We start from the raw sequence: 16,293 nt of genomic DNA, 5'->3' as shown, positions 1-16,293 counted from the left end.
GTCCGGTGATGCTTTCATAGCCGTTGGTTACCGTACTGCCTCCTTTTGTGAGCTGGATGCTTTCAATCCACCTTCTGGGAATGAAATTGAGCCCGTAAGCCGAAGCCAATCCCCGGATTTCAGGCAGAAGTTCCTTTGTCAGGCTGGTGTATTTCTGATCCAGGCCCAGCATTTTCAGCTGTTTGGTTCCCGTTACGGCATTGCTGAAGGAGACGTCTACCGTGGCGTTGGTTTCAAAGCTTTCGGATAAGTTGCAGCAGGCGGCTTTCAACAATTCTTTTTTATCGATGTTAAAAACCAGTCCGGCCTCTTTTTTCTGTAATGAGGTAGCCGCTTTGGATCCTGTTACCGTAACGCCTTCAATAGCTTTACCGTTATGGTCTTCATTATCTGAAACCTGATGTCCTGAATGCTCCTGAGATTCCCCTTCTTCTGAGTGTACTTTCGGATTGGCTTCCCCGAAAGGAACCGTTCTGTCATACAGACAACAGGAAGGAAGGTTCTTATACGTAGTATCGCTGGATTTGTACTTTTCATTATCGTGGCCTACCTCCGCTATTTTCTTTAAGATCTTATCGGATGAGGTTTTAGCCGAATCAAAATGTAAAGTGACGGTCTGGGTTTCCGCGTTCCATTCTGCTGCATCGGCACCGGCCTCTTTAGCGGCTTTTTCAATCCGGGTTTTGCAGGATTCGCAATTGCCTTTTACATAGAATTCATTTTCCTTTTTTAAAGGGTGATCATGATTTTCTGTAGTGGCCGTCTGCAGATTCCGCTCGTAATGGCAGCAATCGGGTAGGGCCTGATAGCTGCTTTCAGGAGCTTTGAACTTTTCATTGTCATGGCCGGCATCGGCCACTTTTTTCAGGATTTCGTCTGTTGAAACGGTATTATCTGTTTCTAGAGTCAGTGTTTGAAGGTCTACGGAATAGACTGCCGTTTTTGCGCCTGCCTTTCTGGCGGTAGTTTCAATTCTTTCTTTGCACATATTGCAGTTCCCTTTTACGGTAAAACTGTGTTTGGAAAGATTTTGAGCGGTTATCAACGGAGCATATACTAAGAATATACCAAGAATAATCCTGGAAATATATAATTTCATGGGTTTAAAAATTTAGATTAATTAAATACAGCAAAGTAATCATCTGATAATCACTGATGAATTGCTAAACTGATACATTGTTAAGTTTATTTAATTAACCTATTTTAGGCGGTTGCCAGATTTCCTTCAAACGGTCTGAAAGATAAGGATCCGAGTATTGGAACTGTAAGTTTTTATTGGATTGGTAGTAGGATAATTCCAGTCCCGGGTTTCCGGAAAAAGGGGTTTCGATAAAGGTGTAGCACAGCACGCAGGAAGAACAGCAGCTGTCATCACAGGAAGAAGATTTTTTTTCTTTATTCTGATGAGAGGAATGTTTGATAGGATTGTCTTTTTTACAGCAATCCATTCCCTCCATTGAAGAATCCTGACGGCAACAGGTTTCCTGCCTGTTTTCCAGATACAGGCTGTCTTTGGGGATAAGAAAAATCCCCAGGCAGAAAACAACAGCTATGATCTGAAACAGTTTCACTTCTGCAAAAATACAAAAATTATGGCAAAGCTTCACCTACCTTCACGGCACAATTATGCCATGGTTTGCCATGCGGAGGATTAAGTGCCGGTTTTTCTCCGATCTGAGGTGCAGGCCGGTTTGCTGAAGGATCACTCTGAAGATTCATCTGGGCAGGCTGTGCAGCAGGAGTTGCAGCAGAGGCTACAGGCTTACTGTTCAACGGCTGTCCTACAGGAATGTCACACCGGTGCCCCGGTTCACCATGCGGCGGATTCATCCCTTTGGCGGTAACTGTGGTTTTCGCTTTTCCGTTGGCGTCCACGGTAAATTTTCCGGGCTGTACAGAATTGGGGTCAATCTGTATGGTCTGTGCCTGATTGGTATTCACTGCGACATTCTGTGTTCCCTGTGCCGGTGCGGAGTTCAATGGCTGTCCCACAGGAATATCACACCGGTGCCCCGGCTGTCCGTGCGGCGGATTCATGCCTGCTGAGGTAACGGTAGACATTCCGGATCCGGAAGTGGACCGGATGCCCGCCTGGTCCAGAATAGAAGTTTTGGGAGCCGGTTTCATAGCCATCGCCGATGGCTGAACGGATGCTTCTTCTTTCAGGTAAGTGGGGCTTTCGTCTTTTTTACAGGAAACGGTAACTATAGATAGGGCTAATGTACCCAGTATAATATTCTTCATATCTTCTGATGAAAAACAAAATTAGCAAAACATTTTGGATTGTTTTGCTAATTTAACAGTATTATTAAAAACAGGCTTCATTTATTCAAAAAAACAAAAACCTGCCCGGTTTTAATTTTTCACCAGTAACCTGAAGCCTTCCCCGTGAACATTGATGATTTCCAGGCCTTCGTCATCTTTCAGCAGCTTCCGCAGTTTGGCAATATAAACGTCCATACTTCTTGCCGTAAAATAGTTTTCCTTTTTCCAGATTTTTCTCAGGGCAAGATCCCGCGGCATGAAGTCGTTCCTGTGGATGCAGAGCAGCTTCAGCAATTCGTTTTCTTTTGGTGAAAGCTTATATTCATTATCGCCCACCCGTAGCTGCCGCAGCATTGAATCAAAAAAGATATTGCTGATTTTAAACTGTTCCTGTTCTTCATTTTCCAAAGTGGAGCTTCTCTGCAGGATCGCTTTGATTTTGTATAAAAGCAATTCCGTGTCAAAAGGTTTGGTGATATAATCGTCAGCTCCCAGCTGGTATCCCTTCAGGATGTCCTCACGCATATTTCTTGCAGTAAGGAAAATGATCGGGGTGTTTTTATCTATTTTTTTTACGTCTTCGGCCAATGAAAATCCGTCTTTTTTAGGCATCATGACATCGAAGATACAGATGTCGAATTCGTTTTCCGTAAATTCTTTCAGTCCCATTTCTCCATCCGTAGCCAGCGTTACTTCAAAATTATTGATGGATAGGTAATCCTTCAGTACTGCGCCGAAACTCTGGTCGTCTTCTACTAATAATATTCTGTTGCTCATAATGGTAATCATTAAACATTAATACTAAGAATGAACAAGTCACTCTTCCTCGTCTTTATTTATTATTTGGTTTGCTTATATTGTATTGTCAGCTCATCGGCAGCTTGATGGTAAAGGTGCTGCCTTTCCCTTTGTGTGAGTCTACAATGATGAGGCCTTTATGCAGTTCCACGATCTTCTTAACGTAAGACAGTCCAAGTCCCTGACCTTTCACATTATGGATATTTCCGGTTTCTTCCCTGAAAAACTTTTCAAAGATTTTGGTTTTGTTCTGGGTTTCCATCCCCATTCCTTTATCGGAAACCTCAATCACGTACCAATTACCTTCATTACTGGTCTTGATGCTGATTTCCGGTGCTTCCGGCGAGTACTTGTTTGCATTATCCAGCAGATTGACCAGCATATTGCTGATGTGGAACTCGTCAATCCTGAAATTATAATCCGTTGCAGTGAATTCCTGTTTAAGGCTCCCGTTTCTCTGCTGTATAATCAGATTGAAAGACTCGGTGGTTCTTCTGATCAGCTCACGCACGTTGGTTTCCTTCAGGAAAAGATTGACCTCATTTCTTTCCAGTTTGGACATGTTCAGTACATTTTCCACCTGTTTTTTCATTCTCAGGTTTTCCTGTTTGATGAGTTCGGAATAATATTTTACTTTATCCGGATTGGTGGCAATTTTATCATTGGCCAGGGAGTCCGTAGCTACAGAGATGGTCGCCAGCGGCGTTTTGAACTCATGGGACATGTTATTGATGAAGTCGGTCTTTACTTCAGCCAGCTTTTTCTGCCGCATCATATAATTGATGGAAATAATATAGATTCCCAGGATGGTAAGCAGGGAGAGAAAAGTCCCCAACAGCATGGGCCAGTTGTTCATGGCCAGGGAATATTCCTTTTTAGGGAATACCAGTGCGAGTGTATACAAGGTCCTTTCCTTGGAATCTGTAAAAAGAGGATAGCTATAGGTGTTGTTATCTTTTTTCTCTTTGTACAGTTTGTTGGCCACGCTGGTAAGTACATTGGCCTTATCGATAACGCCATAGCCGAAAGCGGCAGAAATTCCCCGGATTCTCAGTTCTTTGGTGATAACGGAATCCAGTACCTTATCATTCACCCGCTTGGTAATCGGAAGGTTGTTGCCGTTTACCTTTACAAATTCCTTCATGGCATAATCGCCGTTCTCAATATCCCTGTTGAGATCTGCTGTGAGGAGTTCGCGGCTGGTGGTATCCCGTTTTATCTTATACGCTGCCTCATCGGAATACAGCGTCGTCAGTTTCAGGGAATCGCCTTTCTTGGAAATGGGAAGCTGGTTCTTTTCGATAATGTTCTTGGAATAAATAATCTGCCGCTGCGTTCCGGAATCCTTGATCTGCTGAATGGCCGTAAGCGAAGGCTGGCTGCTGTTGGCAAGAATATTGTTCCTGAAATTTTTGGCATCTACGTTCAGGTATTTATCCACTTCCGCTTCACCCACGATTTTTGAGGTATTCTCCAGCGCGGAATATACCTTAGAAGAAAAATCCTGATCCAGGGCGCCATAATAACGTTTCAGCCAATAAAACTGGAGCGTCACAAAGACAATCAGTGAGATCGTCATGAACACTGAGATTATCGGAATGAATTTATTATTCATGAGTTTATTTTATAATTTTTTAACAATGATAATGTTAAAATTAATCATTTTATAAGTCAATGAACAAAAAACAAACCATAAAATTGTGTAATTTTTCTTAAAAGGAGCTTTTTTAACAATTTTTTATTAAATTTTTAGTTATCTTTAATAGAAAGCAAAGACTAAAGGGGCAGTCCTGCAATCATCAAATACATTGCATATATGAAAACGGATATTATTTTTAACGAAGATGCTGACGCAAGCCATGTGTATGTAATGGCTGTTTACAAAACAGATGTTTCCAGTGTCTGGAACCATTTTACGCAGTCAGCGCTGCTGGATCTGTGGTGGGCACCTAAGCCCTGGATCTGTGAAACCGTAAGCCAGGATTTCCGGGAGGAAGGCATCTGGCGATATGCCATGTTGGGACCCGGAGGGGAAAGACATGATGCGCAGGTAAAATATGGCGAAATTACAGACCACAGAAGCTTTGACGCTACTGATGCGTTCTGTGACGAAAACGGAAATGTCAACATTGATTTTCCGCAGGTAAAATGGCTTTTCGGATTTACCGGAGTGGAAGAAGGGACCAAAGTCACGATCAATATTCATTTTAAAACGCAGGAAGAGATGCGTAAGATCCTTGAAATGGGCTTTAAAGAAGGCTTCATGGCAGGTCTTACACAATTGGATGGAATTCTCAGCAATTTGAAAATGATATAATTTGAAAATTAAAAAAGGATCTGACTCGTGACTCGATGACGTTGTCGGGAATCGAAAATATAAACATTATACTTTGACAGAAGACCGGGAAAAATCATAAAAAAGTCCGTTTTCACTGGTTGCGAGACGGACTCTTTTCATGTAAATAATCTGAAATCTAATTTTCAAACTGGCCAATTCTCCTGTTTTTAAATTAATTCTTCATCCTGAAAATACTGGATGATGGCTTTTTTCATCAGAAGCTGCTGCTCGTTCGGCTTCAGTTCCGGAAGTTCCTCCACTATTTCGAAATGAGGATAACCATCGTCGTCATAGTGTGAAAATTTATAGTATCCGAAAGGTTCCAGTAACCTGCATACGGCAATATGGATCAGGTTTACTTTGTCGTCCTTCGTATATTTCTGCTGGCCGCTCCCTAATTCCTGAAGGCCAATCAGAAACAGGTAAGTTTCAATCGGTGCATTCTTTTCTGTATCAAAAGTTTCAATGAAAAACTGTTCTACTTTCTGCCAGTATTCTGCTTCATTCATGAGTGGTAAATTGATAGGTTAGGTTTATTTTGTTGGTTCATGGGGTTTTTGATCCACCATCAGAAGAAATGCAAATTCCAGCGCGTCCTCTTTCAGGGATTCGAATCTTCCGCTGGCTCCGCCATGTCCTGCGCTCATATCCGTTTTGAACACCAAAATGTTTTGATCGGTTTTCAGTTCCCTCAGCCTGGCAGTCCATTTGGCAGGTTCCCAGTACTGGACCTGGGAATCGTGCAGCCCGGTGGTGATGAGGACATTCGGGTAATCCTTGGCTTCCACGTTATCATACGGTGAATATTCTTTCATATAATGATAATATTCTTCATCGTTCGGATTTCCCCATTCGTCGTATTCTCCGGTAGTCAGGGGAATGGTTTCGTCCAGCATGGTCGTCACCACATCTACAAAAGGCACCTGTGCCACGATCCCGTTGAATAAAGCCGGTTCATAATTCATCACGGCTCCTACCAGCAGGCCGCCGGCGCTTCCGCCCATAGCGTACAGATGTTTCGGAGAGGTGTAGTTTTCCTGAACCAGGTATTTCCCGGCATCAATAAAATCGAAGAACGTGTTTTTCTTATACAGCATCTTGCCGTCTTCGTACCATTCCCGTCCCAGGTATTCACCGCCGCGGATGTGGGCAATGGCGTAGATAAAGCCTCTGTCCAGAATGGAAAGCCTTACATTGGAAAAGCTTGCATCCACAGTGTGTCCGTAGCTTCCGTAACCGTATAAGAGCAGGGGCGTATCCGCAGACTTTTGCGTGTCTTTATGATAGACCAGGGAAACGGGGATTTTGGTTTCTCCGTCTCTGGAATCTGCCCAAATCCTTTCGGAAATATAGTTTTCAGGGAAAAATTTTCCGCCCAGGACTTCCTGCTGTTTCAGGAGGACGGTGGTTTTTTCCTTCATATTGTATTCGTAGGTAGAACTTGGCTGGGTCAGCGAGGTATAGCCGTACCGTACAATTTCCGTATCAAACTCCAGGTTTACCCCGATGTACGCAGTGTAAGTGGGATCTGAGAAAGGCAGATAATGCGATTCCTGTGTTTTTTCATCAATAATCCTGATCTGGAGGAGTCCTTCCTCACGCTCTTCAAGCACAAGGTAATTTCTGAAGATTTCAAAACCTTCGAGCAGGATTTCCGGGCGGTGAGGAATAACATCGGTCCAGTTCTCCATGCCGCAGTTACTGATCTTCGTTTTTACGATCTTGAAATTAAAAGCGTCATCTGCATTGGTGATGATATAGAATTCGTCTTCGTAATGTTCTACGGAATACTCAAGGTCATCAATTCTCGGCTGAATAACCGTCCAGTCCGCGAAAACGTTATCCGAAGGGATAAACCGGTGTTCGTCCGAGATGGTGCTTGAGCTGGCAATGAAAATATATTCCAGTGATTTTGTTTTGAACACATTCACATCAAAGGTGTCATCCTTCTCGTGGAAAATCAGAAGGTCTTCGGAAGTATCGGTTCCCAGCTTGTGCCTGTATACCTGGAAGGCACGCAGGCTTTCGTCTTTACGGATGTAGAAGACATGTTCATTATCATTGGCCCATACGGCCTTACCGGTTGTATTTTCGATCTTGTCCGGAAGGATTTCTCCCGTTTTGAGGTTTTTGAAATTGATGGTGTAGATCCTGCGGCTCACATTATCCGAAGAAAATGAGACCAGCTTGTTATCAGGGGATACGGCCACGCTTCCGACTTCAAAATAGCTTTCGCCTTCAGCCAGTATATTGACATCAATGAGGATTTCTTCCTCATGATCCAGGCTTTGGTATTTGCGGCAGAAAATAGGATATTCCTTTCCTTCTTCATATCTTACGATATACCAGTAGCCATTGAAGAAATAGGGCAGCGATTCGTCGTCTTTCTTGTAGCGGGCCTTCATTTCTTCAAAGAGTTCTTCCTGTAGAGATTCCGTCTCTTTCATGATGAAATCGGCATAGGCGTTTTCTTCTTCAAGGTAACGGATCACTTCAGGATTTTCCCTTTCATTGAGCCAGAAATAAGGGTCTGTTCTTCTGTCGCCGTGTATTTCCAGTATCTTTTCTATTTTTTTTGCCTTTGGAGCTTCCATTCAATAGTAATTGTTTTTTCAAATGTAATTAAAAAAAAACCATCTTTCCGGTAGAAAAGACGGTTAAGGTATATTTTACGGTAAAACCTTACTTATGCAGGGCTTTAATATATTTTTCCAGGGCCATTGTCATGGATGGTGTTTCTTTGGTAGGGGCCATAAGGTCTACTTTCAGCCCTGCTTCTTCGGCAGCGGCCAGTGTGGTGGATCCGAAAACCCCGATTCTGGTTTCTTCCTGTTTAAAATCCGGGAAGTTCTGCTGCAATGATTTGATTCCCTGCGGACTGAAGAAAATCAGCATATCGTAATCCTTGATGGTAATGTCGGTAAGGTCGCTGCATACCGTTCTGTACATAATGGCTCTCTTCCAGTCTACGTTAGAAGCTTCCATGGTCCTTACGATATCCGGGCTCAGGACATCGGAAGAAGGCAGAAGGTATTTCTCCGTGGGAAACTTCTTGAAAAGCGGCGCGAGGTCCGAGAAATTCTTTTCCCCGAAGCTGATTTTCCTTTTTCTGTAGACAATGTGTTTCTGCAGATAATTGGCAATGGCTTCGGACTGGCAGATGTAACGCATGGTATCCGGTACCGAAAAGCGCATTTCTTCAGCGAGCCTGAAGTAATGGTCTATTGCATTCTTACTCGTGAAAATAATCCCGGTATACTGCGTAAGATCGATCTTTTGTGTTCTCAGTTCTTTATTGTCAACTCCTTCGACATGGATAAAAGGACGGAAATCTATCTTTATCTTTTCCTTTTTCGCAATATCCAGGTACGGAGACGACTCGCTAGGGGCTGGCTGTGATACCAATATAGACTTTATTCTCATCATTGACTTTTATTAAAAAAATAATAATCTCCAAAGCAGCAGAAGAGGTGCTATTTGGAGGGTGCAAATATACAAAAATTTATAATACCATTTCGCGGGTAAAACCCTGTTCTTGTGAAATAAATAGAAAAAAACCTTGAAAATGAAGACAAAAGAAAAGAACAGCAGGTAATAAAGAAATAATTTATTTCTGTCTACCGGGAAGTAATATTGCATGATGCATAAAATAATCAGCAGAAAAGAAAGGATGAAATAGAATTTCGTAGCCGTAAAATAAAAGACGGTCCATCTTTTTCCGTCCCCGATACTCTGGAAAAATAAATAGCCCAGGCTGGTCTTTACCAGGTAAAACAGCACCACGCAAAGCAGGCAGAACCCGAATTTGTTCATCTGGTACCCTAAAACCTGAAGGTTGGCAGCGTATTCCGGAACGGTAGGAACGTACTGGGAAACAAGCGCGGATAAGGTAAGTGCCGTAACAGCTGAAGTCATCACCCAGCTCGGCAGGTTGTTACTGGCATCAAAATATTTCTGAAGCAGGAAATCTTTCAGGCTGGCTTCCCTTTCCACGATGTTCATCATAAAAAGATATAAAAAAATGCAGCCCAGCAATATAAAGAGTACCCAATCGTTGTTTTCAGGTATTCTTGTTTGGTTTATAAAATGTTGTGATAACGGCAACGGAACTATTTTTTTGCAAAATTATAGATTATTTTGTATAAAATAAAAAGGTTAAATAAACTATCTTTGCAAACTGAAATGAAAAAACTGGTTATCATTCCTACGTACAACGAAAAGGAAAATATTGAAAATATTATTTCCGCGGTTTTTGCATTGGAAGATGACTTTCATATTTTGGTGGTGGACGATTCATCTCCCGATGGAACGGCAGAACGGGTAAAGGAGATGCAGAAGGAATTCCCGCATCATCTGCATCTTTCGGTACGGAAAATAAAAGACGGACTCGGGAAAGCTTACATCCACGGATTCAGATGGGCCATTGAAAACAAATATGATTACATTTTTGAGATGGATGCCGATTTTTCCCACAACCCGCAGGATCTTCCGAAACTTTACAAGGCCTGCCTTCAGGCGGATATGGCCGTAGGATCAAGGTATTCCAAAGGCGTAAATGTAGTGAACTGGCCGATGGGAAGGGTGCTGCTGTCTTATTTTGCATCAAAATACGTACGGTTCGTACTGGGTATCCCGGTACATGATACCACTGCCGGTTTCGTTTGCTTTTCCAGAAAAGTGCTGGAGGACATCGGACTGGATAATGTAAGGCTGAAGGGTTATGGCTTTCAGATCGAAATGAAATTCCGGGCCTTCAAAAAAGGGTTCAGGATTGTGGAAGTTCCCATCATCTTTACCAATAGGATCCTCGGAGAGAGCAAAATGAACGGCGGGATCATTCATGAAGCGGTATTCGGGGTACTGAATTTAAAATGGAAATCAATCATCAACAGGTTATGAAAAAACTGACCGGCATATTTATCCTTTTTCTCCTGGTTTCCTGTGGCGGAGACTATATCGATAAGCCTGAACATCTGATCTCCCGGGACCAGATGGCGGAAATCCTTGCCGATCTTTCCATTAATGACCAGGCGACTTTCATGTATCCGAGTTCCAACCTCGAAGCCGGAACGCGTTATGTGCTGAAGGCCCATAAGGTAAGCTCAGCAGATTTCGTGGAAAGCTACCGGTATTATGTAGTAAAGGAAAAAATGGGCGGGATTGCTGAAGATGCCCAGAAAATCCTTCTGGAGAAAGATCCGAAGGCAGAGAAATATGTAAAAGACAAAACAGGTACGGCAGGGAATCTTCAGAACATTCCGGGACTGTCGAGATAAATATAAAAAGCAGGCTCCCGGCAGGCTGCAGAACAGAAGCTGCCGCAGGCAGCAAAAGAAATAAACAGAATGAAATTTTTTACCATTAATAAAACCACAGAAGGAAAAGCGAGAGCCGGAGAAATAGTGACCGCTCACGGGACGGTACAGACTCCGATTTTCATGCCGGTAGGAACTGTGGCCAGCGTAAAAACAGTTCATCAGAGAGAACTGAAAGAAGACATCAAAGCCCAGATTATTCTGGGGAATACCTATCACCTGTATCTTCGTCCCGGAATGGATACGATGGAAAAAGCCGGCGGGCTGCACCGGTTCATGAACTGGGATCTTCCCATCCTTACCGATTCAGGAGGTTTCCAGGTATTCTCGCTTTCGGGTACAAGAAAGATGTCTGAAGAAGGGGTGAAATTCAAATCTCATATAGACGGAAGCGTTCATTTGTTTACGCCGGAAAAATCAATGGAAATCCAGCGGCAGATCGGGGCTGATATTTTCATGGCTTTTGATGAATGTGTGGCGTATCCCTGTGATTACAATCAGGTAAAATCCTCTATGGAAATGACCCACCGGTGGCTGAAGCGATGTATGGATTGGAACGAAAAGAATCCCGAACTGTATGGTCATAAGCAGACCTTCTTCCCGATCGTACAGGGATCCACCTATTCAGATTTAAGAAAAATTTCTGCAGAAGTAATTGCCGAAGCAGGAGCGGAAGGAAATGCCATCGGCGGCCTTTCGGTAGGAGAGCCGGAAGAAGAAATGTACAGGATTACCGATGAGGTTACGGATATTCTGCCAAAAGAAAAACCGAGATACCTGATGGGAGTGGGGACGCCATGGAATATCCTGGAATCCATCGGCCTGGGAATTGATATGATGGACTGTGTCATGCCGACCCGGAATGCAAGAAATGCCATGCTTTTCACCTGGAAAGGCGTCATGAATATGAAAAACGAAAAATGGAAACAGGATTTCTCACCGCTGGACGAGATGGGAACCAGTTTTGTTGACCGGGAGTATTCCAAAGCATACCTGAGGCACCTTTTCGTATCCAAGGAATACCTGGCCAAGCAGATTGCTTCCATTCATAACCTGGCATTTTACCTGGATCTGGTAAGGACGGCAAGGGAACATATCCTGGCAGGCGACTTTTACCAATGGAAAAATTCAGTGGTGCCGGTGCTGAGGCAAAGGCTATAAAAAAGATCAGAAAACAACCTAAAGATCAGAAACAGCGATGTTAAAAATTGTAGACAGGTATATTGTCAGAAAGTATCTCGGGACCTTCAGCTTCATGCTGGTCCTGCTGTCTATTGTGGTGCTGGTAATTGATGTCCAGCAAAAGATTCCGAGGATTGAAAATGCCATGGCACTTGATCAGAAACTGAACCTTACCTATTTCCTGATCCACTTTTATCCTTTCTGGATCATCAACCTGGTGATGACCTTTCTGTCCATTCTCGTATTTATTTCCGTGATTTATTTTACGTCCCGGATGGCCAATAATACCGAGATCGTTGCTATCATCAGCAGCGGGGCGAGTTTCCACCGTTTTGCACGGCCTTACCTGCTCACTTCACTTTTCATTGCGTTGCTGTCTCTGGGGATCAACCATTTTATCCTGCCATGGGCAAATATCCAGAAAAACCAGCTGGAAGCTTATACCTACAATGCAACAAAAAAGGAAAAAGTAATGGGAATCGCTCCCGTTTCAGCACAGCTGAGCAAAACGGAGTATATCTTTATCAACTCATGGAACAAAAGGGAGTACCGCGGATCCGGTTTCGTTTATCAGAAATTCGATAAGAACCGTAAGCTGGCCTATGAGCTGAAGGCTGCCGATGTATCATGGGATAAAGAGAAAAAAATATTCGTGCTGAACTCATACACGGAAAAGACCGTTAATCCGGACGATACTGAAAGACTGGCCAATGGCTTTGACCTTAAAAAGAAATTCGGGCAGGGTCCTGATGAACTTTTCCCGAATAACCTTCTGGGACAGAATAAGACAACACCCGAACTGCTAAAATTTATCGCCCGGGAATCGGAAAAAGGGAACAGTAACCTGAATGCCCACCTGAATGAGCTTCACCAGCGGACCTCCATGCCGGTTTCTATTGTCATTCTTACCTTTCTGGCACTTTCCCTTTCTTCACAGAAAAAAAGGGGCGGCCTGGGAATCAATCTTGCCTTGGGAATCTCGCTGGCCTTCGTCTTTGTATTCTCCTTTGAAGCCCTTAAAATCGTTTCCGAAAATAAGGTGTTGCCTCCGGCCGTTGCCATGTGGCTTCCGAATATGGTCTTTATGCCGCTGGCCCTGGTGCTGTATCTCAGAAGGGCAAATCAGTAAAGAAGCTTCACTTCTTTATGGTAGAAGGATTTCAAGCCGTCATTTTCAAGGTCAATCCAGAGTTCTCCTTTTTCGTCAGCATGCCGGATGATGCCATTTTGTCTCTTTCCGTCAACCTCAAAAACGGAAATTTTATCCCTGCGGAACAGGCAATTGTTGAAACGGGTGATGATATCGGCCGGGGAAGGGGTTTGTTTCAATCCGTCAACAATAAGGTTATGTAGTTTTAGTGTAAGTTCTTCAAGGTCAAAGGTTTTACTGGTCTGGGAAAAAAGGGAGCCCGCATTGGGGATCTGATCAAATACTTCCTGAAGCACATTGATCCCGGCTCCGATGATGTAATAGTTGATGTCACGGATCTTTTTCTTTTCAATCAGCATTCCTGCAATCTTCTTTTTCCTGAGAATGATATCATTGGGCCATTTGATTTCTGCAGGGCAGTCAGCCACATTGGCAAGAAAATCGCTGATGAGAATTGCGGTATAATAATTGAACAGACTATCGGGAATGATAAAGTTCTCAGTTTTCACCGCAAGCGTATACGCTATATTTTTTTCAGCATTTGACATCCACGTATTCCCGTACTGACCCCGGCCTCTGGTCTGGCAGAAAGTATGGAGGGCAATAAAATCTGAATCCCCGTAAGGTAAAAACCCGGCAATTTCGTCATTAGTAGAAGAACATGCTTTTATATAAAACAGTTGGCTCATTTAAGAAAACTTTAAGACTTTCGGGAGCTAAAAGTAAGGCTAAAGTAAAAGAAAAACAATAAATTTGCAGATTATAGATATTTTAATGAACAAAACAGCAGAAAAGCAGGCGCTAATAGATAAAATTGTAGAAGCTATCCAGGATGTGAAAGGTGAAGATATCATGATTTTCGATCTTTCAAAAATTGAAAATTCCGTGGCAGAAACCTTCGTTATCTGTAGTGGTAACTCCAATACACAGGTATCTGCATTGGCAGGAAGCGTAGAAAAGAAAGTAAGAAACGATTTAAAAGACAGGCCTTGGCATGTGGAAGGTACCGAAAATTCAATGTGGGTACTGGTAGATTATGTGTCGGTAGTGGTTCATATCTTCCAGAAGGAAGTGAGGGCATACTATGATATAGAAGAACTTTGGGGGGATGCAGACATCACCAGAATTGAAAATGAAATATAAATTTTAAAAAGTATAAATGAACAATAAAGGATTTAACTGGTTTTTTCCGATTGCCATTATCGCCCTTATTTTACTTTTTGTTCCCAATCTTATGGGAGAAAGTAATGCAAAGACGATTGATGAAGACGGTTTCTTCAAAGAAATGCAGGCAGGAAAAGTCCAGAGAGTTGTCATTGACAAACAGGCCCAGAAGGCCGACGTGTTTTTAACACAGGCTGCCAAGTCAGCTACCGTAAAAAAAGAGGACAAGTCCAGCCCTTTTTCAGGCCTTTCCATGGCTCCGAAAGCTGATTTTACCCTGAAATACGGGGATCTCAGGCTTTTCCTGGAGAAGTTTGATGCCTTAAAACAGCAGAATCCTGCGCTGCAGACGTCAAAAGACTATGCAGAAGGGGAAAGTCCTTTAATGGGCTTCCTGCTTCAGGCTATTGTGTGGATTGCCATCTTGGGATTATTTTATTTCTTCCTTTTCCGGAAAATGGGAAGCGGCGGAGGTCCTGGAGGACAGATTTTCTCTATTGGGAAATCCAAAGCGAAACTGTTTGACGAAAAAGAGAGAATTCAGGTAACCTTTAAAGATGTTGCCGGACTTGAAGGTGCTAAGGAAGAAGTACAGGAAGTTGTTGACTTTCTGAAAAATTCAGAAAAATATACCAAACTGGGAGGGAAAATCCCGAAAGGAGTCCTTTTGGTAGGGCCTCCGGGAACCGGTAAAACCTTATTGGCAAAAGCCGTAGCAGGAGAGGCCAAAGTACCTTTCTTCTCTCTTTCCGGTTCAGATTTCGTAGAAATGTTTGTCGGCGTGGGAGCGTCAAGGGTACGTGACCTTTTTGCACAGGCGAAAGCCAAATCACCTGCCATTATCTTTATTGATGAGATTGATGCCATCGGGCGTGCCAGGGGAAAAAACAACTTCTCCGGCGGAAATGACGAAAGAGAGAACACGCTGAACCAGTTGCTGACGGAAATGGATGGTTTCGGAACGGATACCAACGTTATTGTAATGGCGGCTACCAACAGGGCAGATATCCTGGATAAAGCGTTGATGAGAGCCGGACGGTTTGACCGTTCGATCTATGTGGACCTTCCGGAACTTCATGAAAGAAGACAGATCTTTGATGTCCACCTGAAGAAAATCAAACTGGATGATAATGTAGACCGGGAATTCCTGGCCAAGCAGACCCCGGGATTCAGCGGAGCAGATATTGCCAATGTATGTAATGAAGCGGCACTGATTGCTGCAAGAAACGACCACTCTTCCGTAAGCAAACAGGATTTCCTTGACGCTGTTGACAGGATCATCGGTGGTCTTGAAAAGAAAAACAAAGCCATCAAACCTTCCGAAAAGAAAAGAGTGGCTTACCATGAAGCCGGTCATGCTACCATCTCATGGCTGGTGGAACATGCTTCACCACTCTTAAAAGTAACCATCGTACCGAGAGGGCGTTCCCTGGGAGCTGCCTGGTACCTGCCTGAAGAAAGACAGCTGACCACCACAGAACAGATGCTGGACGAAATGTGTGCGACGCTGGGCGGAAGAGCGGCTGAGCAGGTGATTTTCAACAATATTTCTACAGGAGCCCTATCGGATCTGGAGAGTGTGACGAAAAGAGCACAGGCAATGGTAACCATTTACGGTCTGAGCCCGAACATCGGAAATATTTCCTATTATGACAGCTCAGGACAGTCTGAATATAATTTCGGGAAACCGTACTCTGAGGAAACCGCCAAGAAAATTGATGTGGAAATCAGAGGGCTTATTGAAACCCAGTATGACCGTGCGGTACAGATCCTGACCGATAACAAGGACAAGCTGGATGCACTGGCCACGAAACTTCTTGAAAAAGAAGTAATTTTCAGAGAAGATCTGGAGGAAGTATTCGGGAAAAGGGCATGGGATCCGGAATTGACCGAGAAGCCGGTAACCAACACCATTCCTGTTACGAAAGAACCTCAGGAAGAAATTCTTATCAAAGATAAAGAAGGGGAAAGTGAGATCCAGGCGCCGGACAGCCCGACGCAGATTTAATCACCTACGATAAATTATTCAGGCCTGACAATGATTAATTGTCAGGCTTTTTTATACATATCAGGGGATTTTG

At 43.4% G+C, this 16,293-nt stretch carries 17 protein-coding genes; 7 read left to right on the top strand and 10 right to left on the bottom strand.

The features are described 5' to 3' along the window. From QZ735_RS17405 to QZ735_RS17385, 5 genes are all read right to left on the bottom strand, one after another. A partial coding sequence (locus QZ735_RS17405; protein WP_294251162.1) for a heavy-metal-associated domain-containing protein occupies positions 1–1,099 on the bottom strand: 1,099 nt, incomplete at its 3' end. A gap of 94 nt (positions 1,100–1,193) precedes the next feature. After that, the gene (locus QZ735_RS17400) at positions 1,194–1,571 is read right to left on the bottom strand and encodes a hypothetical protein (RefSeq protein ID WP_294251161.1); all 378 of its coding nucleotides are present in this window, start codon (positions 1,569–1,571) and stop codon (positions 1,194–1,196) included. Between the two features lie 19 nt (positions 1,572–1,590). Next, a complete protein-coding gene (locus QZ735_RS17395; protein ID WP_294251158.1) occupies positions 1,591–2,244 on the bottom strand; it encodes a hypothetical protein in 654 nt (217 codons plus the stop codon). Between the two features lie 111 nt (positions 2,245–2,355). After that, positions 2,356–3,042, bottom strand: coding sequence for a response regulator transcription factor (locus QZ735_RS17390; protein ID WP_294251154.1), 687 nt, complete (start codon positions 3,040–3,042; stop codon positions 2,356–2,358). An 88-nt stretch (positions 3,043–3,130) separates the two neighbouring features. Next, complete coding sequence (locus QZ735_RS17385; protein WP_294251152.1) at positions 3,131–4,678, bottom strand: HAMP domain-containing sensor histidine kinase; 1,548 nt, start codon at positions 4,676–4,678, stop codon at positions 3,131–3,133. Between the two features lie 201 nt (positions 4,679–4,879). Here QZ735_RS17385 and QZ735_RS17380 point away from each other — a divergent pair, with 201 nt between their 5' ends. Then, on the top strand, positions 4,880–5,380 hold the full coding sequence (locus tag QZ735_RS17380; RefSeq protein ID WP_294251149.1) for an SRPBCC domain-containing protein: 501 nt from the start codon (positions 4,880–4,882) through the stop codon (positions 5,378–5,380). Between the two features lie 188 nt (positions 5,381–5,568). On the opposite strand, the gene QZ735_RS17375 is transcribed toward QZ735_RS17380, so the two are convergent. The 4 genes from QZ735_RS17375 to QZ735_RS17360 form a co-directional block, all read right to left on the bottom strand. Next, positions 5,569–5,910 carry a hypothetical protein gene (locus tag QZ735_RS17375; RefSeq protein ID WP_294251147.1) on the bottom strand — a complete coding sequence of 114 codons (342 nt, stop codon included), beginning with the start codon at positions 5,908–5,910 and terminating at the stop codon, positions 5,569–5,571. Between the two features lie 24 nt (positions 5,911–5,934). Beyond that, the gene (locus QZ735_RS17370; RefSeq protein ID WP_294251145.1) at positions 5,935–7,995 is read right to left on the bottom strand and encodes a S9 family peptidase; all 2,061 of its coding nucleotides are present in this window, start codon (positions 7,993–7,995) and stop codon (positions 5,935–5,937) included. A gap of 88 nt (positions 7,996–8,083) precedes the next feature. Then, on the bottom strand, positions 8,084–8,824 hold the full coding sequence (locus tag QZ735_RS17365; protein WP_294251164.1) for a uroporphyrinogen-III synthase: 741 nt from the start codon (positions 8,822–8,824) through the stop codon (positions 8,084–8,086). Positions 8,825–8,836: 12 nt separating this feature from the next. Further along, positions 8,837–9,406 carry a DUF4271 domain-containing protein gene (locus tag QZ735_RS17360; protein ID WP_294251143.1) on the bottom strand — a complete coding sequence of 190 codons (570 nt, stop codon included), beginning with the start codon at positions 9,404–9,406 and terminating at the stop codon, positions 8,837–8,839. 177 nt (positions 9,407–9,583) lie between these two features. On the opposite strand from QZ735_RS17360, the gene QZ735_RS17355 reads away from it, so the two are divergent. From QZ735_RS17355 to QZ735_RS17340, 4 genes are all read left to right on the top strand, one after another. After that, complete coding sequence (locus tag QZ735_RS17355) at positions 9,584–10,300, top strand: polyprenol monophosphomannose synthase (RefSeq protein WP_294251142.1); 717 nt, start codon at positions 9,584–9,586, stop codon at positions 10,298–10,300. Then, positions 10,297–10,677 (top strand): DUF4296 domain-containing protein, encoded by a 381-nt coding sequence (locus tag QZ735_RS17350; protein WP_294251140.1) that lies wholly within the window; start codon positions 10,297–10,299, stop codon positions 10,675–10,677. Before QZ735_RS17355 ends, QZ735_RS17350 begins: the two co-directional genes overlap by 4 nt. A 69-nt stretch (positions 10,678–10,746) precedes the next feature. Next, on the top strand, positions 10,747–11,877 hold the full coding sequence (gene tgt / locus QZ735_RS17345; protein WP_294251138.1) for a tRNA guanosine(34) transglycosylase Tgt: 1,131 nt from the start codon (positions 10,747–10,749) through the stop codon (positions 11,875–11,877). A 37-nt stretch (positions 11,878–11,914) separates the two neighbouring features. Then, positions 11,915–13,027: an LptF/LptG family permease gene (locus QZ735_RS17340; protein WP_294251137.1), complete on the top strand. Its 1,113-nt coding sequence runs from the start codon at positions 11,915–11,917 to the stop codon at positions 13,025–13,027. Here the strand turns inward: QZ735_RS17340 and QZ735_RS17335 are convergent. Beyond that, positions 13,021–13,737, bottom strand: coding sequence for a biotin--[acetyl-CoA-carboxylase] ligase (locus QZ735_RS17335; protein WP_294251135.1), 717 nt, complete (start codon positions 13,735–13,737; stop codon positions 13,021–13,023). The two genes, QZ735_RS17340 and QZ735_RS17335, sit on opposite strands and share 7 nt — an antisense overlap. 85 nt (positions 13,738–13,822) lie before the next feature. On the opposite strand from QZ735_RS17335, the gene rsfS reads away from it, so the two are divergent. Together rsfS and ftsH are read left to right on the top strand one after the other, a co-directional pair. Beyond that, the gene (gene rsfS / locus QZ735_RS17330; RefSeq protein ID WP_294251133.1) at positions 13,823–14,191 is read left to right on the top strand and encodes a ribosome silencing factor; all 369 of its coding nucleotides are present in this window, start codon (positions 13,823–13,825) and stop codon (positions 14,189–14,191) included. A gap of 16 nt (positions 14,192–14,207) precedes the next feature. Then, positions 14,208–16,220, top strand: coding sequence for an ATP-dependent zinc metalloprotease FtsH (ftsH, locus tag QZ735_RS17325; RefSeq protein ID WP_294251131.1), 2,013 nt, complete (start codon positions 14,208–14,210; stop codon positions 16,218–16,220). The last annotated feature ends 73 nt before the right edge of the window (positions 16,221–16,293 follow it).

The sequence above is a fragment of the uncultured Chryseobacterium sp. genome (assembly GCF_913776365.1).
Lineage (GTDB): Bacteria > Bacteroidota > Bacteroidia > Flavobacteriales > Weeksellaceae > Chryseobacterium.
This window is presented reverse-complemented; position numbering and strand designations above follow the sequence as displayed.